A 21,829-nucleotide genomic window follows, 5' to 3' on the forward strand; every position below is an offset into this window, starting at 1 on the left:
GTAACGTGCGATCGTACGCAAAACGAAAGGAGCCCGGCCGTGGCGAACAGAATCGAGCACAACGCGGGCCAGAGCCGCTTCGAGATCTACGTCGACGACGCCCTCGCCGGCTACGCCGACTACGTCGAGGCGCACGGGGTCCGCGACTTCGGGCACACCGTCACCGAACCGGACTTCCGCGGTCAGGGCATCGCCGGGCAGGTCGTCAAGGCGGCCCTCGACACCACCCGCGAGCAGGGCCTCAAGATCGTGCCGTCGTGCTCGTACGTCGCGAAGTACGTCCAGTCCCATCCCGAGTACGCCGACCTGGTCGCCTAGCCCGGTTTTCCGTCGAGTGGGACCTGCCTCACCGCGGCCGCGCGCCACGGGGTAACTATGGAGACATAGTTAGAACGGGTTTCAACTAGTCAACGAGGTTGCGCGCATGAGTGATGCTTCGGCCATCGGAGATGGCATCTTCCAAATTACGGTCCCCATGTCCCACAATCCGCTGGGCAGCACGCTCGTCTACGCCATGGAGTCGCCGGGCGGGCTGATCCTCGTCGACGCCGGCTGGGACGGCGACGAGGGCTGGGACGGACTGACCGCGGGCCTCGAATCGGTGGGGCACTCGGTGTCCGAGATCGAGGGCGTCGTGCTCACCCATTTCCATCCCGACCACACGGGGCTGTGCGGTCGGGTCCGGGAAGCGTCGGGCGCCTGGATCGCGATGCACGAGGCCGACCACGACATGTTCGAGAAGATGTCGTCGGGTCGGGACGAGGAGTGGATGGACTTCCAGCTGTCCAACCTGGAACGGGCCGGCGCCCCGGCCGCGGACCGAGAGGCGTTCCAGAAGGCCGCGCAGGGTGACTCTCCGGTCGGACCGGAATCGGCCCCGGACCGGATCCTCGTCGACGACGAGCTGATCGCGCTGACCGGACGGAACCTGCGGGCGGTGTACACACCGGGCCACACACCCGGACACGTGTGCTTCTACCTAGAGGACGCCAACGTGATGTTCACCGGCGACCACGTGCTGCAGAAGACCACCCCGCACGTCGGCAACTTCGTGTACCCGCTCGAGGAGCGTGACGCTCTCGCCGAGTTCATGGATTCGCTGCGGCGGGTGCAGAAGATGGATGTCACCCGAGGTCTGGGCGCGCACGGTGTTCCCATCGTCGACGTCGCGGGTCGCGCCGGCGAACTGATCGAGCACCACGAGGAGCGCCTCGACCACCTCTACGGCGCGTTCGCCGACGACGAGATCACGGTGTGGCAGGTGGCCGAGCGGATGAAGTGGTACCGGCCGTGGGACAAGTTCCACCCCATGGCCAAGGGCATGGCACTGTCCGAGGCCGCCGCTCACCTGCGGCACCTCGTCGCCCGTGGCCAGGTCGCCGAGGTACCCGGCAGCGAACCGGCGCGGTTCGCTCGCAACTGATCGGATACGACTGGGGCCCGGCGGTTTTCACCGCCGGGCCCCATCGCTATTCCTCGTCCTTACGGGGACGCCCCGGACCACGCATCCGCTCCGCGTTCGACGGCGCCCGTCCCGCATCGTCGAGCGCGCGCCGCAGCAGGAACTCGATCTGTGCGTTGGTGCTTCGCAATTCGTCGGAGGCCCAGCGCGCGAGCGCATCGTGCACCGCGGGGTCGAGGCGCAACAGCACCTTCTTGCGTTCGACCATGACGGCTCAGCCTACTGGTAGAGGGTGCCGGTGTTGACGATCGGCTGGGCGCTCTGGTCGCCACACAGAACCACCAGCAGATTCGACACCATCGCGGCCTTGCGCTCCTCGTCGAGTTCGACGGTGTGCTCGCGTTCGAGCCGCTCGAGCGCCGACGCGACCATGCCGACCGCGCCGTGGACGATCTGCTCGCGGGCAGCGATGACGGCACCGGCCTGCTGCCGCCGCAGCATCGCCTGCGCGATCTCCGGGGCGTACGCGAGCTGGTTGATGCGAGACTCGATCACCTGCACACCCGCCGAGCGCACCCGCTCCCCCACCTCGTCCGACAGCCGGGAGGTGATCTCGTCGGCGTTCTGCCGCAACGAGATCGACGTGCCGTCGCCGTCGTACGGGTAGCTGCCGGCGATGTGCCGCACCGCGGCCTCGGTCTGGACGGCCACGAACTCTTCGAAGTCGTCCACGTCGAACGTCGCACGGGCGGTGTCGCGCACCTGCCACACGATGACCGCGGAGATCTCGATCGGGTTGCCGTCGGCGTCGTTCACCTTGGCCTTACCAGTGTCGTGGTTACGGATTCGCGTGGAGATGGCCCGCCGGGTGTTGAGCGGATTGATCCAGCGCAGTCCGTCCTCCCGAAGCGTGCCGGCATACGAGCCCTGCAGAAGCTGCAGGACCCGAGCCTGGCCGGGTTCGACGAGCACGAGTCCGACGAGGGAGACCAGCGCCGCGACGACGACCAGCGCTCCGGCCACGATCAGCGGGATGTTCACATCCGACCACAACAGCACCCCGGCCGCGATGACCCCGGCACCCGCGAGCACCGCGAGCAACCCACCGATCGCGACGGGCCACCCGTTGGCCGACCAGCCCAGACGCTCCACCACCCCGGTCGCCTCGATCGCACCACCGGGGGTCGGTTCGGTTACCGCCGTCATCGCGCCTCCTCGTCAGCGGAGCTCCTCACGCTCCGTCGAAACAGATATTAAAGTGATATCACTTTTTGAGCAAACGGCCGACACTGCGAGAAGACCTTCCCCACAGCCTGGAATTCGTTCTAGTCTTCGAGCATGAGCATCCTTGTCGAGGACAGCGCCCGCGTCCGCACCATCACGCTCGACCGTCCCGAGGCGCTCAACGCGTTCAACGAAGTCCTGTACGACGCCGCCACCGAGGCCTTCCTGGACGCGGCCGACGACCCGAACGTCGCGGTCGTGCTGCTCACCGGCAACGGTCGCGCCTTCAGCGCCGGCACCGACCTCCGGGAGATGCAGGCGCTCAACACCGATCCGAACTACCAGCGCGGCAAGCAGGGCTTCAACGGCCTCGTCGACGCGCTGGCCGCCTTCCCCAAGCCGCTGATCTGTGCTGTCAACGGGGTCGCGCTGGGCGCCGGCGCGACGATCCTGGGGTTCGCGGACCTGACGTTCATGTCCAGCACCGCCCGCCTCCGGTATCCGTTCACCAACCTCGGCGTCGTCCCCGAGGCCGCGGCGAGCTACCTGATGCCGGCACTGATCGGCCGTCAGAACGCGGCGTGGGCGTTGATGAGTTCGGAGTGGATCGACGCCGAACAGGCCAAGGTGATGGGGTTGGCCTGGCAGGTGTGCGAGCCCGACGAGCTCGTGAAGACAGCCCGCGAACACGCGGAAACCCTTGCTTCCAAGCCGATCTCGAGCCTCGTCGCGGTCAAACGTACGATGACCGAACCGCTGCGCGCCGCGATCGCGGACGCGCGGGAACGGGAGAACGCGTGCTTCCGCGAGATGCTGGGCGGGCCGGCGAACGCGGAGGCGCTCGCAGCGTTCACCGAGGGGCGACCTGCCGACTTCACGAAGCTCCCGGCGGAGTCCTGACCACCGCCCTGCGTCGAATCGCCCGATTCGACGGCACTTCGCCTAGCGTGGGGGCATGGACTCGATCGGCTTGCGGATAGCCCTGTGCCTGACGTTCGTGATCGCCGGGATTGCGATCGCGTGGACCTCACGGGCGGCAGCGAGCGGCCGACTGGGCCGAAACTCGTACGCAGGCATTCGCACTCCGACGACGATGCACAGCGACGAGACCTGGACTGCCGCGCATCGAGCGAGCAGACCGTGGACCGACATCGGCGGCGGACTGTCGATCGTCGCCGGCCTCGGCGCGCTGGTCCCGATGCCGGAGTCGATGCTCACGATGCTCGGCGGAATCGGTGCCGCCTGCCTACTGGGGTTCACACTGTCCGGGGCTTGGGTCGGCGTCCGAGCGGCGCGCGAGGTGGAACCCGCACAGCCGACTCCGCGGTAATCACGGAGGGTTGCGCCACGCGGCGACTGGTCGCCCAAACCACCAGCGCACCGATCGCGAACGCAGCGCCGAGAACGCTGGACCCGGCCCATCCGGCGACGGAGTACACGGCGGTGGTGGTGACTGCGCCGAGCGCCGAGCCCACGGAGTAGAAGAGCATGTAGCTGCCGATGACGCTGCTGGTCCGATCCGGATGCCCCGCGGTGAGTAGGTGCTGGTTGCTGACATGTACGGCTTGCACGGCGAAATCGAGCACGATCACGCCGACGACGAGCAGCCACAACGACCACGATCCCTGCGCCGTTGCCAGCCACGAGACAGCCAAGAGTACGAGTGCCGCCCCAGTGACCGTGCTCGCGAAACCGTCATCCGCCCAACGCCCCGCCCTGCCTGCGCCCAGTGCACCCGCCAACCCGGCGATCCCGAACAAGCCGACCTGGGCAGTACTGAGATGCCACGGCGATGCCTCGAGAGGCAGCGCCAAGCCGCTCCAGAGCGCGCCGAAGGAGGCGAACAAGAAGAGGGCGATCAGCCCCCGCGAGAGGAACAGTTGTTCGCCGAACAGCCTGCGCGACGCATTCAGCACCTGCCGATACTCGGCACGATCAGCACGCGCGTCGGTCGGTAGGAGCCTCAGAACGAGGAACGCCAGCACGATGAGAAGGACTGCCCAAACGACGTAAACACTGCGCCAGCCCCAGACCGCAGCCAGAGCGCCACCAACGACCCGCGCACCGAGAATGCCGATGACGACCCCGGAAGTCACCAAGCCCAACGTGCGTCCGCGTTCCTGCGGCGCCGACACAGCCGCGGCATAGGCGACCGTCGTCTGCACCACGACAGCGAACAGGCCGGCGACGGCTACCCCGGCAAGCATCACCCACGCGCGAGTGGCGCTTGCCGCAATCACGACACCCACCGCAGTGAGGAGCAGGTGCCCGACGATGAGTTTGCGCCGGTCCATCATGTCCCCCAACGGGACGAGAAGGACCAACCCTGCCAGGTAGCCGAGCTGCCCCGCAGTGACGATCCACCCCAGGGCAGCACCCGATACATCGAGGTCGTTGCCGATCTGAGTGAGGACGGGCTGGGCCGAATAGATGGTTGCGACGGAAACCGCGCAGACCGTGGCGAACAGCAGGCGTCGACCGAGAGACATCAATGCCGAGCCTCCAAATCAGTAGCAATATGCAACCGTTTGGACGCTACGGCATAATGGTTTCAAACTGCAACCGTTGTGGGAGCCCGCGATGACCGAACCGATGACTGCCGACACCGATTGGACCGACCCGGCATGTCCGGTTGCACGAACGCTCGACATCGTCGGCGACCGCTGGAGCTTGCTGATCGTTCGCGATGCCATGGACGGCGCACGAGCATTCGGCGACTTCCAGCAGTCCACTGGAATCGCGCGCAACATCCTTACGGACCGACTACGGCGACTCGTCCAAAACGGCATCGTCGAACGGAAACCTGCCCCGTCAGGCAGGCGGCACATCTACACACTCACTCCCGCCGGGCGGGACTTGTTCACCGTCGTCGTTGCGTTGCGCCAGTGGGGTGAACGGCACGCCTTCACATCGACCGAGGAGCACTCCACCCTCGTCGACGAGCACGGCCTACCCATCTCGGATTTGCAACCCACAAGCTCGACCGGCAGCCCCGCGAACCTCGATACGACATCCGTCCTGAAGGTTCGCCAATCCCGGGAAGCCACTGATTCTCAGGCCTTGACTCGAACATAGGTTCGAACTAAAGTCGGGGCATGAATCCGGGGGGACTCAACAATTCGGGAATCGCAGCCACCGCGCTGCAGCCTGACGACGTGCGCCTTCTCACCGAAATCGCGTTGCTGCAGAACACGATCGACGTCACCCGCGAGATCGAACGCCTCGAAGCATTGCGGGTCGCGATGGTCGCCGAAATCGACGAGCGGGCAGTTTCGTTCGACACCCTCGGGTTTCGAAGCGTGAAGATGTGGCTGGCCGCGAACAGCCTGTTGGAAGTGTCGACCGCGGGACGAATCCTCGCGTTGGGCCGGATGCTCGGCCGGCAACCCGAGATCGCCGACGCGTACAACGTAGGCGATATTTCGGCCGAGCATGCCGCGTTGATCGGGAAGTTCTGTGAGACTCCACCGCAGGGCATGCCGATCGAGGCGTTGGATGCGTGTCGAAAAGTGTTGCTGGACAGCGCTACCGGATCCACTGCAACCACCATGACCGTGCGCACCTGCATCTCCCGGCTCGAGCGGATCTTCGAATCCGACGAACTGCCACCCAGCGAGGACACCGAACGCAACGAATTCCACGCGTCGAAAACCTTGAACGGACGCGTCGCCGTCAAGGGCGATCTCGACGCGGTGACCGGTGAGATGCTGTTGACCGCGCTGTCGTCGTTGACGAAGCCGCGGAATCCGATGGACGACCCCGCCGGCGCCCGAACGCCAGCCAGGCAGCGGGCGGACGCATTCGCCGAAATCCTGCGCCGCTACCTCGACTCCGGAGACGCACCCATCGAAGGCGGGGAACGACCGCACCTCTCCTTGCATGTGAACGCCAGCGATCTCGCCCGTACCGGAGCGGATCACGAGTGGACGGGCTCGGACGGCGATCCGGACCTGTTCGGCGACAAAGACATCGCACGGATGCCCCACCTGGGACCGCTCTCGATCGCCACCGCACGACGACTCGCCTGCGACTGCCACCTCACCCCCATCGTCATGGACGATGGTGTGCCGCTGAACCTGGGCCGCACGAGCAGAACAGTGTCGAAGAAGCAGCGCAGGGCGTTGATCGCCCGCGACCACGGCTGCGCCTTCCCCGGCTGCGGAGCAGTCCCCGCGCACTGCGAAGGCCACCACGTGACACATTGGGCCGACGGCGGACCCACCGACCTCGACAACCTCGTCCTACTCTGCCGCTACCACCACGGCCTTCTCCACCACTCCCACTGGCAAGTGAAGATCGGCGACGATCGAACGCCGTGGTTCACCCCACCGAGCACCGTCGACCCCTACAAGAAACCCATCCCCGCCCACGGGCGGGAAGGCCCCCGCGCGGCCTGATCGGGGAGCTTCCGCTAGTCCTCCTCGGATTCCACCTGTTGCCAGCGTCGCCGCTTCGCTCGGAGCACGACCGCGGCCGCGGTGCCACCTGCGACCACGCCAACCGCGATACCGGCCCAGGTCGCCGAAGGATTGTCGCTGGACGGCGTCAGGAGCCGGGCGATGATGCCGAGCGCGCCGGTGAGATAGAGCGCGAGCGCGAGTACAGCGCGCGGGGTCGCCAGCTTCCCGGTCTCGCGCGGATCCACACGGCTGTGCCGCGCGAAAGCCAATGTGCACGTGGAGATCACGACGGACTCGACCAGTAGTCCGAGCGCGATCCAGGCACCGGCGGTCCCAGCGGCCCAGGGCAGGATCGCGGCAGCGAGCAGACCCACCCACAGGAACAGCTGGTACCCGACCGCGGACGCCTCGTTCCACACGTCACGCTGACGTTCGTCGCGGTAGAACTCGTCGTCGAGTCCACCGACCACACGCATCGCGTTCACGAAGACACTCACGGTCATCCCTCCTCGTTCAGCGGGAACAACGTCTCGACCGTCGTTCCCAGCGCCGCGGCAAGGCGCAGCGCCAGGTAGACGCTCGGCGCATAGTCACCACCCTCCACCGAGACGATGCTCTGCCGACTCACCCCTCCGGCGCGTGCGAGCTCGGCCTGGGTGATCCCGGCAGCCTTCCGATGCTCCCGTACACGGTTCTCCCGCGGCTTGTCGGACACGAGTAGAAGTAAAGAATGCTTGACATTCGATGTCAAGCATTCTTGTCATTCCGTGGTCGACGCCACGTCGTCGCGCAGTACCTTCGCAGACTCGGCGAACTTCCGAACCTGCTCGTCCTGCCACACGTGCGCCTGGGTCCCGCCACCGAGAACCCGGCTCGCGAGGGCCGACGACGTCGCGATCGGGACGTCACTGCCGGCGATCACGATGTTGCCGTCGCGCTTGCCCTTGAGCATCGCGGGGTCCGCGATGATCGCGGTGTGTTCGAACACCGCCCCTATGGTCGCGGCCTCGGCGCGGGCACCGCGCAGGTCGGGGGTGTCGCCGCAGTTGACGACGTAGATCCCGCCGGGCGCGAGGACGCGTCGGGCCTGTCTGGTGAACTCGAGAGTCGTCAGCGGAAGCGGGGTGCTGTTGCCCGCGAACACGTCCCGGACGATCACGTCGCGGCTGTCCTCCGTCAGCGTTTCGGTCACCGCGCGGGCCTCCCCCACCCGGACCCGCAGCAGCGGCGCCCGGGGCAGGTCGAACCACTCCCGCACCAGCACGGCCAGGCGTCCGTCCAACTCGACGACCACCTGCCGCGCCTCCGGATACAGCGACGCGAACGCCCGTGCGAGTGTGCAGGCCCCGCCACCAAGGTGGAGCACGCGCAGCTTCGACGACGAATCCCACTGGGAACGAATCAGTTCCGAGATCCACCGCATGTAGTCGAAGGCCAGCGTCTGCGGATCGGCCAGGTCGATGTGCGAGCTGGGTTCGCCGTTGATCCGCAGGATCCAGCTCTGCTGGTCGAACGGATCCTCCTCGAGCTCACACGTTCCGGTGTCGATCTCGTAGGTGCCGGCCACCGGCCCACCGTCGCCGCGAGGATCGCGGTCCTCACTCCTGCGGCCGCCCCGCTGCCTGCCCATCGACGCCATCCCTGCTGCTCACCAGCGCCGCAACCTCAGCAGACGCTCGGGTACCAGGATAACGGTGGGCGGCGGCGGGACGGCCGCCGGATTCCCCTCCCCTCAGACCGCCGCGCGACGGCTCGCCTCGACCACCTCCCCGATCCACGGCAGCACCGCGTCACGCACGGTGACCGCCCGTGGCAGCAGGCCGTTGGCGTGCAGCAGATCGGCGGCGCGCTGCTGCTCGTCGAGGAATTCCTCGGTCACCGGACCGATCCCGAACGGCCGTCCTCGCAGCGCCTCCTCCCAACGGTCGAGATCGGCAGTACCGCCGCGCCTTTCGGCGTCCTCGACGAAGAAGCGGGCCGCCTCACGCGGATTCGCGACGATCCACGCGTCGGACTCCTGCAGGGCCGCGACGACAGCCTCGAGCTCGTGCCGATGGTTCTCGGCGAACTCGCGCCGCACGAACCACAGCGACGGATGGCTGAACAGGCCGTCGGTGTCGACCAATGTGCGCACCTTCGTCTGCGCCTCCACCTCGGCCAGGCCGGGGTATGCACCCACCCAGGCGTCGATCTCCCCGGCCAGCAGCGCGGCCCCGCCGCGGTCGACATCGACGTCCACCGGGACGATGTCCGACCAGGTCAGCCCCTCCCGGTCGAGCGCGAGCAGCACGAGGGTGGTCTGCCACGACCCGTGTGCGACGCCGACCCGCTTGCCACGCAGATCGGCGACAGTGCGGATCCCCGACTCCGACAGCGCGACCAGCCGACCGTTCTCGACCCGCGGACCCGAGATGCCGACGTACACCAGGTCCCGACCCTGTCCGAGCCCGGTGATCGGCGGGGTGAAGCCGGTGCCGATCACGTCGTAGCCGCCGTCTTCGAAGAGCCAGTCCGAGTGCAGTGTCGGCAGCCCGTGCCGCGGATCGACCCGGGGCGTCGTCGGCAGGTCGCGCAGGTCGACCCACTCGACGTCCGGCAGGCGGAGTTCGAGCAGGCCGTTGTGGCGCAGCGCGAACAGGGAATTGTTGTTCGGGAAGTACCCGACTCGAATCGTCATGGGAATACTCCTGACTGCCCGGGACTCAGACGAGTCCGCGGCGACGGGCCTCGTCGAGCAGGCCGCTGCGACCCCACTGGGCGACGAGGTTGGTGCTGTCGAAGTCGACGGTGCCGCCGACGAGTTCACCGAGCGCCTGGTACTGCGCGCCCTCCTCGAGCAGCACCACGAACTTGGCGAGCTCGAGCAGGCCGGCGCGGCCGATCACGTTGACGCCGCCGTTGGCCTCGAAGATCGCGACGAGGTCCGGGTCGTCGACCAAGCGGTCGAGGATGAAGTCGCCGGGCGACTGGCTGCGGTCGATGTGCGGCGGGATGTCGCGCGAGAGCGTCAGGCGCTGCGAGGCCGCGTACTTGATACGCAGCGTGCGGTGCGTTTGCGCCCAGCCGCCGAGCCACGGGGTGTGCACGTGCACGATCGACGTGATCTCGGGGTGCTCGCGGAACACCTTGGCGTACCCGGTGACGAAGCCGGCCGGGCCGTCACCGGCGAGGACCTCGCCGTCGAAGGTCGCGAGAATCGGCTTGGCGCTGCGGTCCGCGGCCCACGGTCCGGGCTCGTTGAGCGCGACCGCGAGCTCCTCGCCGGGCACGCGCTCGACGAAGTTGACGGTGCCGTCGGCCGAGACGGTGCCGGTCTCGCGGAACACGCGGAACGCGGTGTCGGCGGCGCGGCGGGCATCGTCGACGAAGGACTCGATGGCCGGAGTGATACGAATTTCGGTGCTGGTCACGGTAAATGCTCCTATCGGACGGAAAGACTGCGGACCGGGGTGGGCGTGGTGCGGCGCAGCAGCGGCAGCACCTCCTCGCCCACCCGGTAGGCCTCTTCGAGGTGTGGGTTGCCGGCGAGGATGAAGGCATCCACTCCGAGATCGATCAACTGGTCGAGTCGCTCGGCGACCTGCTCGTAGCTACCGACGAGGCCGAACGCCGGCCCGCCGCGGATGAGGCTGAAGCCGCACCACACGTTGGGCTGGACCTCGAGATCGCGGTAACCGGTGATGTTCTCCGGCACCCAGCCCGCGATGCGGGCGGCGCCGACGGAGTCACCCTGCGCGGCGCGGTTGGCGGCGTCGCGGTCGACGAACGCCCAGCCCTTCTCGATCTCGGCCCACGCCGCCTCCTCGGTGTGCCGGGCGACGATGTCGATGCGGACCGCGAACTTCGGGGTGCGGCCCAGCTTCGCGGAATGCTCGCGGACACCGTCGAACTTGGCCCGCAGGTCCGCGAACGGCTCGAGCCACGACAGGTAGTAGTCGGCGTGTGCTCCCGCAGCGGCGACGGCCGCGCCGGACGATCCGGAGAAGAACACCTCGGGGAACGGCTGACCGGCCAGCAGCGGCGGCAGCGCGGCTCCGTCAGTGTGGAAGAAGCGGCCGTCGTAGTCGAACGGCGACCCGTCCCACACCCCACGCAGCACGTCGAGGAACTCGGTGGTGCGCGCGTAGCGGTCGTCGTGCGCGACCTTGTCGCCCCACCACAACTGCGGCGCTCCCCCGCCGCCGCTGATGATGTTGTAGACCAGTCGGCCACCGGTGGCGCGCTGCAGGCTCGCCGACATCCGCGCCGCCTGCACGGGATGCAGGAACCCGGGCTGGAACGCCACCATGAACCGGTAGGTGTCGCTCGCGCGGGCCAGCGCCGACGCCGCCGCCCACGGGTCCTCTGTGATCGGGAACGACGGCAGCAGACCGCCGACGAATCCGGCCGACTCGGACGCCTTCACCACCGCGGCCATGTGGTCGATGTAGCTGTAGCCGTCGAGTTCGCCGCCGCGGATCGCGGGCGCGATATTGCCGGGCCCGTGTCCGCCCGCGTGTCCGCGGTTGTAGCGGCGCGGGGTGCGCAGCGACGCGTGGTCGCCTTCCATGCCGACGCGCCAGTAGAAGTCGGTGCTCATGCGGGGATCTCCTGTCCAGCGAGCGTGCGGCCGGCGGGGTCGACGAGGTGCAGCAGGTGCTCACCGGCCCGGTGCAGTTCCTCGAGGTGCGGGTGCCCGGTGAGGACGAACACCTCGACGCCCTGCTCCCGATAGCGCGACAACGCCTGCGCCACTTGCTCGTAGCTGCCGACCAGCCCGATCTGCTGCCGGTAGCCGATGCGGTCGAAGCCGGCCCAGCGGGAGCCGTCCAGCGTCAGAGCCCGCACGTCGGCCGCGGTGGCCTCGGGATGGACCTCACGCCACTGCCGCAGCACGCGGGCCCAGGCCTCGTCGGCGTCCTCGCGGGCGACGATCGGCAGCTCGAGCCCGATCCGGACGGTGCGGCCGAATCCGTCGGCGGCGCTGCGGAGTTCGTCGACGGTGGCGGCGATGCCGTGCGGCTGCTCGTCGAGCAGATGGACGTCGGCGTGCTCGGCCGACAGCGCGATGGCCTCGGGCGACGTCCCCGACAGGTACACGGTCGGGGACGGCAGACCGGACAGGATGCCGCGGAACCCGCCGTCGATCACGTCGTAGAACTCGCCCGCGAATTCGAACCCGGTGCCGCCGAAACGCCCCGGCAGTACCTGCTCCTCGTTCCACACGCCGCGCGCGACGGCGAGGAACTCCCGGGCCCGGCGGTAGCGGTCATCTCCGGTGATCCGGTCGCCGCGTGCACGCGCGTCGTCGGGGTCGACGTCCACCCGCACCCGCCAGTCGAGGCGTCCGGCGGACAGCCGCTGCAGCGTCGCCGACAGCTTGGCGGCGTACACCGGGGTGCCGAACGCCGGATGGAACTCGACGGTGACGCGGGCGTGCCGGGTCTGGCGCAGCGCGGACCCGGCCACCACCCACGAGTCGTCGCCCTCGGGGTCGTACGGGACCACGACGCCGTCGAGCCCGGACAGCTCGGCGGCGAGGATCGCCTGGTCGTGGAAGTCGAAGCCGTCACGGCGGCCGGAGACGGCCGCAACGTGCCGGCCGTCGCCGCGCACCGGCAGCTCCCACAGGAACTCGGTCACGATGCCACCTTCCGTTCGGACGCGAGCAGCTCGCGCGCCTGCGCCAACGGCTCCGGGGCGACCCACGACGCGAGGTCGAAGTCGGCAGCCAGGAATCCGTGTGTGTAGAGGAACTGCTTCTGGATGTCGAGCAGCTCGAGCCGGTCGGCGTCGAGCGTCGGGTGCAGTCCGCGGTGGAACGAGTCACCGTACGCGGCCGCGACTCCCGCAGCGCCCGAGTACGTCTCGCGGGCCAGGACGTCGCGGACCTCGTCCAGGTTGTCGGCGGCCCAGTCGGCCGCCCGTAGCGTCTGTGCGAGGAACGCGGCGACGAGGTCGGGCCGAGACTCGAGCAGGTCGGCGTGCACCGTGATCGGTCGCGGGGTGCCGTTGTTGACCCGCAGCCGCTTCGAGTCGGTGGCGTCGAGGTCGACGGCGACCTGCAGACCGTGCTCGCGGGCCACCTCCTGCGCCCGTGCGCCCTTGACGTAGATCGCGTCGACGTCGCCGCGCAGCAGCGCCTCGACGCCCCACGTGGTGGTGCGTGACCGGGATGCAGTGCGTACCTGCGGGTTCGGCTCCGCCGGCACCTCGACGGCCACGACGTCGGCGAAGGTGAGCCCACCGAGTCGCAGCGCCGACGCGAATCCGTGCAGCGCCATCGCACGCGGGAAACTGCGGGCCCGGTCATCGGCCCATGCCGGGATGCCGATACGCAGGCCGGCGAGTTCGGCGGGCGAATCCAGCGACGCCGCCGGTCCGACGAGGATCGCCTGCGATTCGTCGATCCACGTCAGCCCGACGAGCCGGGTCGGGGCACCCTCCGCCCGCGCCGCGAGCGCCGGGACGTTGCCGCCCTCGCGAATCAGGCTCGACAGCCCGTGATCGAAATGCCGTCCGGCGAGGTCCGCGTCGGCGTCCTGCAGGATTCCGAAGCGGAGTCCGGCATCGTCTGCGGTCTGGGACAGCCAGCCCAGCGAGTTCGCGAGTCCACTCGCGGTCGGGACGGGGCACCGTGTGTACCAGAGGGTGTCGAGGGGTGATGCGATGGTCACGGAGTGCTCCCTTCGGGGTTGTGGGTGGCGTCTCTGCCGACGCCGAGTTCGGCGAGGAACGCCGCGCGGTAGCGCAGCGCCTCGGGGTCGTTGCGGTCACGGGGACGGGCGAGGTCGATGTCGACATCGACGGCGAACGATCCCTCGTTGAGGATCAGCACGCGGTCGGCGAGCCGGACGGCCTCGTCGACGTCGTGGGTGACGAGCAGAACCGCGGGCCGGTGCCGCGCCACGAGATCACCGACGAGGTCCTGCATCTGGAGGCGGGTGAGGGCGTCGAGCGCGGCGAACGGCTCGTCGAGCAGCAGCAGCTCCGGCTCCCGGACCAACGCCCGGGCCAGGGCGACACGCTGCGCCTCGCCGCCGGACAGCGTCGCCGGCCAGTCCCGCTGCTTGCCGGCCAGGCCGACCTCGTCGAGCGCCTTGGCCCCGGCTTCCCGCACCGCCGTGGTTCGGCGCTGGCCGACGACGACATTGCCCAGGACCCGCTTGGACGGGATCAGCCGCGGCTCCTGATAGACGACGGTCCGCTGGTGCGGGACGAGGATCTCGCCGCCGTCCGGTCGCTCGAGCCCGGTGAGCAGGCGCAGCAGCGTGGTCTTGCCGGTGCCGCTGGGCCCGAGCAGGACGACGAACTCGCCCCGGTGGATCTCGAGGTCGACGCCGCCGAGGATCGTCTTGTCGCCGAAGCGCTTCCGCACCCCCCGCAGCCGCACCGCCACCGGTTCCCCGGAACGTCGCGCGGCCGCGGTGGTCGCCGTCCGCTCCCGGGCCGCCAGTGGTGGCAGCGGGGCGTGTGCCGCGCTCATCGGACCACCGCCAGCCGTCGCCACGGCATCGCGAACCGCTCGATCACCCGCACGATCGCGTCGAAGACGAGACCGAGAGCCGCGTACAGCACCACGCACAGCACCATGTAGTCGGTGCGGTTGTACTCCTGCGCGAGCGTGACCAGGTAGCCGATGCCCTCGCGGGTTCCGACCTGCTCCGCGGCGATCAGTCCGGTGATGCTGAGCGACAGGCAGATCCGTAGTCCCATCAGCACGCCGGGCAGCGCGGCGGGCAGGATCGCCTCCGCGACGAGGCGCCAGCCGGTGAGCCCGAACCCGCGGGCCGCCTCGACCATCTTGCGGTCGACGTTGCGCACCCCGAGGTAGGTGTAGGCGTACATCGGGGCGACCGTCGCGACCGCGATGAGCACCACCTTGAACGTCTCGTCGATCCCGAACCACGCGATGAACAGCGGCACCAGCGCCAGGAACGGCACGGCCCGGTTGATCTGCATCGTCGAGTCGATGAGTTCCTCACCGAGCGTCGACAGCCCCGACAGCACCCCGAGGACCAGTCCGATGACGGTGCCGAAGAAGACACCGATCGCGGCCCGCTGCAGCGAGGCGAGCGAGAAGTCGACCAGCTGGCCGGTCGAGTACAGCTCGGCGAACGCGTCCCACACCTTGGTCGGCGAGGCCAGCACGGCCTCGGAGATCAGCCCGGTGGCCGAGCCGATCCACCATCCGGCCACCAGCACTGCGGGCACCAGCAGGCGCAGCGGCAGCGACAGCCACGCGGGACGGCTGCGCTGTCGGCGGTACGCGGGCTCCTCGAGATCGAGCCACGCCACCGGGCCGGTTCGCCCGGTCTCCCTCAGCGTCGCGGTCACCGTCAGGCCCCCGGCTTCGACGCGGCCGCACCCTGCAGGTCGAACGTCAGGTCGGCCGCGGTGAGCTGCCGCTGGATGACGCCGTTGCGGTAGAACAGGTCGGCCACCGACTGCAGGTCGGCCTCGTCGGCCGCGGTCGGGTACCGGAAGTCGGTGACCTGACCGCCGAGCGCGACCGCGTCGTCCAGGCGCTGACCGCTCAGTGCCCGCGGCCCGGCCTGCTCGAAGACGTTCTCGAACGCGGCCGGGTTCTCCCGCTGCCGGCGGGTGAGGTCCTTGGTGACCTCGAGGAACTTCTGCACCACCTCGGGATGCTCCTGCAGCACCACGGTCCGGCCGGCGATGATCGTGTTGTCGACAGACTTGATGTCGCCCTCGGTGACGATCTCCTTGGCGCCCTTGGCCTTCGCCTCCTGGTACGGCGCCAGGAACGACGCCCAGGCGTCCACCTGTCCGGTCGAGAACGCCGACGCCGCATCGGTCTGCTGCAGCGGGACGCGTTCGACCGAATCGATCGGGATGTTCGCCTCGGTGAGCGCCTTGAGCACGATGTACTCGCCCTTCGCGGCCGGATTCACCGCGACCCGCTTGCCCTTCAGGTCCTCGAGCGACGAGATGCCCGACCCGGCGGTGGCGACGATGCCGCTCTGATCCTTGTTGTACGGATCCGACGTCGCGAAGATCCGGACGCCGACGTCCTTGGAGAGCGCACCCACGACCGGGCTGTAGGCGCCGGTCTGGATGTCCAGTTCACCCGTGTTGAACAGCTTGAGGTTGGAGCTGAATCCCGGTGTGGTCTTGACCCATTCGATCTTCGCGCCGAGCGGTGCGAGCGCTCGGTCGAAGTCGCCGTCGCGCTTGCCGACCGCGATCGCCCCGGAGTTGCCCGGATCGTAGACCTTGAGGGTGAAGCTCTGACCTGCCGGAGCGCCGGCGGATGCCTTCGCCTCGTCGCCGCCGCCACACGCGACGACCATCCCCGCCAGAGGAACGAGCGCGAGCGCGAGAGCGGCTCGGGGCAGTCGGCGCATACGGAACATCGGGCACTCCTCGGAGGAAGGGAACACGTGAAAAGCGAACGCAGCACACCGATTCGAACGGCGTGTGCGGGGATGACGATGAGCAACATTAGGACCGGACGGTCGAGATTCCACCGTTTGCCTTTTACGTGAACACAACGCTTGACACACAGGACAATTCGTGTCGCTCGAGCAACGAGAGGTTCACATCACAAGTGGTCGGGTTTAGACTCGCCTACGAGCGGTGACTCGATCCCGCGTCGGAAATGGGCGCGGTCCCCACCCCGAACCGAACGATGGGCGTTCGATGGAACAGACAGGCAGCACCTCACACAACGGTCACAGATCCGGCAACGGCGCGATGTCGTTCGCCGACGGCGCGGTGCGGACCGTGTCGGGGATCGCCGAGGTGACCACGTCGTCCATCGGTGCACTCGGCGGCGCCGCCGTGGGCGGCATCGTCGGGGGTGTGCGCGGCGCCGTCAGCGGTGTCGCCGACGGCACCCGCCACGGGCTCGCGCGGGGCAGCCACTCCACCCCCGCCGCCGTCCTCACGATGGCCGCGGCCGGTGCCGTCGGGCTCGTCGAGTGGCCGGTGGTTCTGACTGTCGGGGGCGCCGCGCTCGTGTTGAGGCAACTCCACGAGCGCGGCGCGCCCTCCGACAGTTCTGCGCCTGACGGTTCTCCGTCGAACTCCGCGAAGACCGACACACCAGCGAGAACCAGCGCGGCGACGAAGCAAGCCCCGGCGAAACAGGCGACCGCGGAGAAGAAACCCCCGGCGAAGAAGACCGCAGCAAAGCGACCAGCGGCGCGGAAGAGCGCCGCCACCAAGAGCACCGCATCCCGCCCCCGGGGACGTGCCACTAGGTGAGGATCCCGGGGGTCGGGTCACTCGTCGAGCGGGCACGTAGCCTTCCCGGGCAGACCGCGCACGCCGCGGTCACCACCGTCACCGTCGGTGCGGCGGCCACCGCCGGGGTGCTGACCGGACTGCTCGCGCCGCCGCAGAGAATCGACCGATCCGACGGAACGTCCGCTCCCCCGCAGGTCCCGGCCACCTGGGACGACGGCGTGCTCTCGGCGCGCGTCACCGCGCTCGCCGCGCACTCCCTCGGATTCGGCGTCGCGATCACCGGTCGCCTCCTGCGGATCCCCCGGCTGCCTCTGGCGCTCGCCGCACCGGTCACCTTGGTCGACTACCAGCCCGCATTGCGCCGAGCACTCGAAGCGAGTCTCGGGCGTCCCCGCACCGATCTGCTCCTGTCGACGCTGACGGCGGCGAGTTTCGCGTTGGTGCAGGCGCCGCCACCGCTCGCGATCGAGGCCCTGCTGCGGGCCTCGGTGGTGGGTGAGGTCCTCGCGAATCGGCGTGCGTGGCAGCGCAGCGCGCACACGCCACCCCTCGACACGGCACCACCCACGACCGTCACCGGCCCCGTCGATCGTCATCTCGAGCGCGCGGCGTGGGTCCAGGTGGGCGGGGTCGCGGCGGTGGGGGCCGCCACCGGCAGCGTGCTGGCCGCGGGTACGGCAGCGCTCGTCACCGCCCCCAAGGCCGCTCGCAGCGCCCGCGAGTCGTTCGCGAGCACGCTGGGACGAGGGTTGGCGGACGACCATGACGTCCTGTGCCGCGGCCCCGATGTCCTGCGTCGCCTCGACGCCCTCACCGCGCTCGTCGTCGATCCCCGAGCACTGATGACCGCCGACCTGCGGGTGAGCCGGATCCGGGGTGTGCGCGACGAACGCCGCGCGGCGGTGTGGGAGGCGGCGCGGATCGCGATCGATGCCGGCGAGCTGGGCGTCGGGTGGCATCGGCTGGCAGATGTCCCGAACGCCACCGACCCCGGCGACGACCGCGATGCCGCGGTCCTGATCTCTCCGGTCCGCGATCCACTGGCGGGCGCGGTGCTCGAACAGGCGCGTCAGGCCGGAGTGACCGTCCACTCGATCGACGACGAGGCGCTGGGGACGCTGCGTTCCGCGTTCGACGAAATCGGAACACCCAGCGGAACAATCGATTCCGATCTCGCCGCGACCATCCGGAAGCTACAGACTGCCGGCGGCAGGGTCGCCGTACTCGGAGCGGACTGCCCGCGCGCCGTTACCACGGCCGACGTGAGCGTGCACCTGCCGGTGACGGCCGCTGCGGCCCCACCGGACTGCGATCTGCTGGTGCCGAATCTGGCCACGGCCTGGCACATCCTGCGCGCCCTCCCGGCCGCCCGGACCGCGAGCCGCCGGGGCATCGAAATTGCTTCCGGTGCTTCCCTTCTCGGTTCGCTGCTGATGATCCCCGGCACTCACGGGCGCGGTCCGGGACCGGTGAGCGCGGGCGCGGGCGCGGCCCTGTTGACGGGACACACACTCGCGCGCGGCGTGCTCCGCGCCGATCCGCCGCGACCGAGCCCACAACACGACTGGCACGCGATGTCGGTCGACCGCGTGCGCCGGACGATCGGCGAACCGCCGCCACGCGAGCCCGCGACGGGGCCCGGTCGCATCGGCACGACCGTCGGCCGGGTCCGCCGTCCGGTCACCGGGTTGTGGGCCTTCGGCAGGTCGCTGCGCACCGAACTGGCCGACCCCCTCACCCCGATCCTGGCGACCGGCTCGGCGGCCAGCGCCGTGCTCGGGTCGCCGGTGGACGCGATCCTCGTCGGGACCGTCCTGGTCGGCAATGCCGCACTGTCCGCGGCGCAGCGACTGCACGCCGAACGGCTGCTCACCCGGCTGCTCGCGGTGCAGGACGCGCCGGCGCGGGTCCGCACCGGGACCGACGCCACCGAGTCCGTCGACGCCTCCCTGCTCCGCCCGGGCGACGTCATCGAGGTGCGGCCCGGCGAGGTGGTGCCCGCCGACGGACGGCTGATCGAGGCCGATGGCGTCGAGGTGGACGAGTCGTCGCTCACCGGCGAATCGATGCCGGTCGACAAGCAGACCGACGCCACGCCCGGCGTCCCGCTCGCGGAGCGCACCTGCATGCTCTTCGCGGGCACCACACTCCTGACGGGCACCGCGATCGCGCTGGTCACCGCGGTCGGGGACGACACCGAGACCGGCCGGGCCGCCGCGCTCGCGCCGGCGCCGGTCCGGAAGGTGGGCCTGCAGTCGCAGCTGCGCGCGCTGACCGACCGGGTGCTGCCGGTGAGCATCGGCGGCGGCGCGCTGGTCACCGTGACGTCGATGCTCCGCGGTGGCGGTCTGCGCTCGGCGGTCACGAGTGGCGTCGCGGTGGCCGTCGCCGCGGTCCCCGAGGGGCTCCCGCTCGTCGCGACGCTGGCGCAGCAGGCCGCCGCGAGGCGCCTGACCCACGCGTCGGTGCTGGTGCGCACCCCCCGCTCGGTCGAGGCGCTCGGACGCGTGGACGTCGCGTGTTTCGACAAGACCGGGACGCTCAGCGAGGACCGGCTGCGAGTGACGCAGATCCGCCCGATCGGCGGGCACGACCGGGACCGGGTGATCCACGCCGCGGCCTGCACGTCGGTGACCCCGGACGGCCGCGCCGCCGCGCACGCGACCGACCGTGCCGTGGTCGAGTCCGCCGACGCGGCGGCCGGAACACTGACATCCGACGTGCTGCTGCCGTTCCGCGCGGGGCGTCCCTACGCGGCGGCACTGCGGGGCAGCGACCTGGTCGTCAAGGGCGCGCCCGAGGTGGTGCTGGCCGCCTGCACCGGCGCCGCACCGGACACCCTCGAGGCGATCGTCGACGACGTGCAGTCGATGGCGGAGAACGGCCTGCGGGTGATCGCGGTCGCCCACCGCACCGTCACCGACGGCGACGCCACACGAGCCGCGCAGGACCCGGACGCCGTCGGATCCCTGTGCGGCCGTGGGCTCGAGCCGATCGGGCTGCTCGGCCTCTCCGACACCGTCCGGCCCGAGGCGACCCGGCTACTGCCGGAACTCGAGGACCGCGGCGTCGCGGTGCGGCTGATCACCGGCGACCACCCGGTCACCGCGGCGGCCATCGCCCGGGACCTGGGGCTGGACGTGGACGCCGACGACGTGATGAGCGGCAGCGAATGGGAGGCGCTGTCGCATCGGCGCCAGGAGACCGCGGTCCGCGACCGGCGGGTGTTCGCCCGCATGTCGCCCGAGCAGAAGGTGCAGATCGTGCAGACGCTCGAGCGGGCCGGGCACGTGTGCGCGATGGTCGGGGACGGCGCCAACGACGCCGCCGCGATCCGCGCGGCGAGCATCGGGATCGGGGTGACCTCGCACGGCAGTCACCCGGCCCGGAGCGCGGCGGACATCCTCCTGATCGGTGGACACGTCGACGCGATCCTCGACGCCGTCGACGAGGGCCGGCAGCTGTGGCAGCGGGTGCAGTCCGCGGTCGCCGTCCTGCTGGGCGGCAACGCGGGTGAGGTGGCGTTCGCATTGATCGGGAGCGCGATCAGCGGCCGGGCCCCGCTCAATGCCCGGCAGCTGCTGCTGGTGAATCTGTTCACCGACGCGCTCCCGGCGGCGGCGCTCGCGGTGAGCCCGCCCAATAGGGATCGCTCGTACGACGGCCGCGGCCCTGACCGTGCCGCACTGTGGCGGACCGTCGCGATCCGCGGCACCGCGACCGCCGCCGGAGCCGGCGTGGCCTGGGGCATCGCGTCGCTCACCGGGCGTCCCCGGCGGGCGTCGACGGTGGGGCTGGTCGCGCTGGTAGGGGCCCAGTTGGGGCAGACGCTCATCGACTCGCGCAGCCCACTGGTGGTGGCGACGGCGGCCGGTTCGATGGCGGCGCTGGCCGGGGTGATCAGCGTTCCGGGATTGAGTCAGTTCCTGGGGTGCACGCCGCTCGGTCCACTCGCGTGGGCGCAGGCCCTCGGACCCGCCGCCGGCGCGACGGCCGCCGCCGCGCTCGCACCGCATGCCCTTGCGTGGTGGTCGGCGCGCAACAACCCGGCGACCACAGGGATCCCGGAGTCTCAGTCGACGACGAGTACCCCAGTGCGCAGCAGCACCGCATACGCGTGGCGCAACGGCGGCGTGAGCACGGACGTGACGACACCGGTCAACGGGTCCGGCCCGGACGGGCGGACGGCCGACGCGAACGCGGAGAGCGTGGATAACGAAACGATCACGGCTCTCACGATGACCGCCGTAGGTGTACGGCAGGTGAACGACGAGGATGGGCAGGGCGAACTATGACCGAAACAACCCTCGACCTGCGAGCACCCGCTCCGGAAACCCGCAGTCCGGGATCGCACAGTCCCGGATCGCACGGCGCCGCCCTGGAACGGATCGCGCAGGGCTCGCGGTTCGCGATCCGGCTGCCGATCATCGGCGACGTCGGCGTCCCCAAGCCCGAACAACTCGCGTACCTCGCGGCACTCGGACTGCTCGCGGCGTTCGAGGTGATCGACTGGCCCGTGGCGCTCGCGATCGCCGTCGGCCACGCGCTCGCCGAGGACCAGCGGCACAAGGGACTGCGCGAGGTCGGCGAGGCGCTCGAGAGCGCCTGAGGT

The 21,829-nt window shown here is 69.8% G+C and carries 23 protein-coding genes and 1 pseudogene; 9 read left to right on the forward strand and 15 right to left on the reverse strand.

Going from position 1 to position 21,829, the window contains the following annotated elements; translation table 11 throughout:
• Positions 1–39 precede the first annotated feature (39 nt).
• Positions 40–318 carry a GNAT family N-acetyltransferase gene (locus tag LCL87_RS21255; protein ID WP_225023432.1) on the forward strand — a complete coding sequence of 93 codons (279 nt, stop codon included), beginning with the start codon at positions 40–42 and terminating at the stop codon, positions 316–318.
• 106 nt (positions 319–424) lie between these two features.
• Positions 425–1,423, forward strand: coding sequence for an MBL fold metallo-hydrolase (locus LCL87_RS21260; protein WP_225023433.1), 999 nt, complete (start codon positions 425–427; stop codon positions 1,421–1,423).
• 46 nt (positions 1,424–1,469) lie between these two features.
• Here the strand turns inward: LCL87_RS21260 and LCL87_RS21265 are convergent, their stop codons facing one another.
• Positions 1,470–1,670, reverse strand: a complete 201-nt coding sequence (locus LCL87_RS21265) for a hypothetical protein (RefSeq protein ID WP_225023434.1) — start codon at positions 1,668–1,670, stop codon at positions 1,470–1,472.
• Positions 1,671–1,681: 11 nt separating this feature from the next.
• Positions 1,682–2,608, reverse strand: a complete 927-nt coding sequence (locus tag LCL87_RS21270; RefSeq protein ID WP_225023435.1) for an SPFH domain-containing protein — start codon at positions 2,606–2,608, stop codon at positions 1,682–1,684.
• Positions 2,609–2,740: 132 nt separating this feature from the next.
• Here LCL87_RS21270 and LCL87_RS21275 point away from each other — a divergent pair, with 132 nt between their 5' ends.
• Together LCL87_RS21275 and LCL87_RS21280 are read left to right on the forward strand one after the other, a co-directional pair.
• Entirely contained in the window at positions 2,741–3,526 is a 786-nt protein-coding gene (locus LCL87_RS21275; protein WP_225023436.1) for an enoyl-CoA hydratase-related protein, read from the forward strand.
• A gap of 55 nt (positions 3,527–3,581) precedes the next feature.
• Positions 3,582–3,956, forward strand: a complete 375-nt coding sequence (locus LCL87_RS21280; RefSeq protein ID WP_225023437.1) for an SdpI family protein — start codon at positions 3,582–3,584, stop codon at positions 3,954–3,956.
• Here the strand turns inward: LCL87_RS21280 and LCL87_RS21285 are convergent.
• Positions 3,883–5,115: an MFS transporter gene (locus tag LCL87_RS21285; RefSeq protein ID WP_225023438.1), complete on the reverse strand. Its 1,233-nt coding sequence runs from the start codon at positions 5,113–5,115 to the stop codon at positions 3,883–3,885. The genes LCL87_RS21280 and LCL87_RS21285 overlap by 74 nt on opposite strands.
• A 91-nt stretch (positions 5,116–5,206) precedes the next feature.
• Here LCL87_RS21285 and LCL87_RS21290 point away from each other — a divergent pair, with 91 nt between their 5' ends.
• Positions 5,207–5,701: a winged helix-turn-helix transcriptional regulator gene (locus LCL87_RS21290; protein WP_225023439.1), complete on the forward strand. Its 495-nt coding sequence runs from the start codon at positions 5,207–5,209 to the stop codon at positions 5,699–5,701.
• 20 nt (positions 5,702–5,721) lie between these two features.
• Positions 5,722–7,023: an HNH endonuclease signature motif containing protein gene (locus LCL87_RS21295; protein ID WP_225023440.1), complete on the forward strand. Its 1,302-nt coding sequence runs from the start codon at positions 5,722–5,724 to the stop codon at positions 7,021–7,023.
• Positions 7,024–7,037: 14 nt separating this feature from the next.
• Here the strand turns inward: LCL87_RS21295 and LCL87_RS21300 are convergent, their stop codons facing one another.
• The 11 genes from LCL87_RS21300 to LCL87_RS21350 all read right to left on the reverse strand — a co-directional run bounded on the left by LCL87_RS21300 (position 7,038) and on the right by LCL87_RS21350 (position 16,382).
• Positions 7,038–7,523: a DUF2029 domain-containing protein gene (locus LCL87_RS21300; protein ID WP_225023441.1), complete on the reverse strand. Its 486-nt coding sequence runs from the start codon at positions 7,521–7,523 to the stop codon at positions 7,038–7,040.
• A gap of 2 nt (positions 7,524–7,525) precedes the next feature.
• Complete coding sequence (locus LCL87_RS21305) at positions 7,526–7,741, reverse strand: helix-turn-helix transcriptional regulator (RefSeq protein WP_225023442.1); 216 nt, start codon at positions 7,739–7,741, stop codon at positions 7,526–7,528.
• 45 nt (positions 7,742–7,786) lie between these two features.
• Positions 7,787–8,656, reverse strand: coding sequence for a fused MFS/spermidine synthase (locus LCL87_RS21310; RefSeq protein ID WP_225023443.1), 870 nt, complete (start codon positions 8,654–8,656; stop codon positions 7,787–7,789).
• Between the two features lie 102 nt (positions 8,657–8,758).
• Entirely contained in the window at positions 8,759–9,703 is a 945-nt protein-coding gene (locus tag LCL87_RS21315) for an ABC transporter substrate-binding protein (RefSeq protein WP_225023444.1), read from the reverse strand.
• Positions 9,704–9,728: 25 nt separating this feature from the next.
• Positions 9,729–10,436, reverse strand: coding sequence for a class II aldolase/adducin family protein (locus LCL87_RS21320; RefSeq protein WP_225023445.1), 708 nt, complete (start codon positions 10,434–10,436; stop codon positions 9,729–9,731).
• A gap of 11 nt (positions 10,437–10,447) precedes the next feature.
• Entirely contained in the window at positions 10,448–11,605 is a 1,158-nt protein-coding gene (locus LCL87_RS21325) for an LLM class flavin-dependent oxidoreductase (RefSeq protein ID WP_225023446.1), read from the reverse strand.
• The gene (locus tag LCL87_RS21330) at positions 11,602–12,648 is read right to left on the reverse strand and encodes an LLM class flavin-dependent oxidoreductase (RefSeq protein WP_225023447.1); all 1,047 of its coding nucleotides are present in this window, start codon (positions 12,646–12,648) and stop codon (positions 11,602–11,604) included. The genes LCL87_RS21325 and LCL87_RS21330 overlap by 4 nt, the downstream gene beginning before the upstream one ends.
• On the reverse strand, positions 12,645–13,682 hold the full coding sequence (locus LCL87_RS21335; protein ID WP_225023448.1) for an ABC transporter substrate-binding protein: 1,038 nt from the start codon (positions 13,680–13,682) through the stop codon (positions 12,645–12,647). The genes LCL87_RS21330 and LCL87_RS21335 overlap by 4 nt, the downstream gene beginning before the upstream one ends.
• Positions 13,679–14,491 carry an ABC transporter ATP-binding protein gene (locus LCL87_RS21340; protein ID WP_225023449.1) on the reverse strand — a complete coding sequence of 271 codons (813 nt, stop codon included), beginning with the start codon at positions 14,489–14,491 and terminating at the stop codon, positions 13,679–13,681. Before LCL87_RS21340 ends, LCL87_RS21335 begins: the two co-directional genes overlap by 4 nt.
• Positions 14,488–15,342, reverse strand: a complete 855-nt coding sequence (locus LCL87_RS21345) for an ABC transporter permease (RefSeq protein ID WP_225023450.1) — start codon at positions 15,340–15,342, stop codon at positions 14,488–14,490. The genes LCL87_RS21340 and LCL87_RS21345 overlap by 4 nt, the downstream gene beginning before the upstream one ends.
• 2 nt (positions 15,343–15,344) lie before the next feature.
• On the reverse strand, positions 15,345–16,382 hold the full coding sequence (locus LCL87_RS21350; RefSeq protein ID WP_225023451.1) for an NrtA/SsuA/CpmA family ABC transporter substrate-binding protein: 1,038 nt from the start codon (positions 16,380–16,382) through the stop codon (positions 15,345–15,347).
• Positions 16,383–16,668: 286 nt separating this feature from the next.
• Here LCL87_RS21350 and LCL87_RS21355 point away from each other — a divergent pair, with 286 nt between their 5' ends.
• Together LCL87_RS21355 and LCL87_RS25670 are read left to right on the forward strand one after the other, a co-directional pair.
• A complete protein-coding gene (locus LCL87_RS21355) occupies positions 16,669–17,235 on the forward strand; it encodes a hypothetical protein (RefSeq protein WP_225023452.1) in 567 nt (188 codons plus the stop codon).
• Between the two features lie 1,556 nt (positions 17,236–18,791).
• A pseudogene (locus LCL87_RS25670) lies at positions 18,792–21,206 on the forward strand (cation-translocating P-type ATPase); the annotation flags it as partial.
• Between the two features lie 83 nt (positions 21,207–21,289).
• On the opposite strand, the gene LCL87_RS25990 reads toward LCL87_RS25670, so the two are convergent.
• A complete protein-coding gene (locus tag LCL87_RS25990; protein ID WP_510850831.1) occupies positions 21,290–21,586 on the reverse strand; it encodes an Rv1535 domain-containing protein in 297 nt (98 codons plus the stop codon).
• On the opposite strand from LCL87_RS25990, the gene LCL87_RS21365 reads away from it, so the two are divergent.
• Complete coding sequence (locus LCL87_RS21365; RefSeq protein WP_225023454.1) at positions 21,509–21,826, forward strand: hypothetical protein; 318 nt, start codon at positions 21,509–21,511, stop codon at positions 21,824–21,826. The two genes, LCL87_RS25990 and LCL87_RS21365, sit on opposite strands and share 78 nt — an antisense overlap.
• The last annotated feature ends 3 nt before the right edge of the window (positions 21,827–21,829 follow it).

The organism is Prescottella equi, assembly GCF_020171745.1.
In the GTDB taxonomy this organism is placed as follows: domain Bacteria; phylum Actinomycetota; class Actinomycetes; order Mycobacteriales; family Mycobacteriaceae; genus Prescottella; species Prescottella equi_A.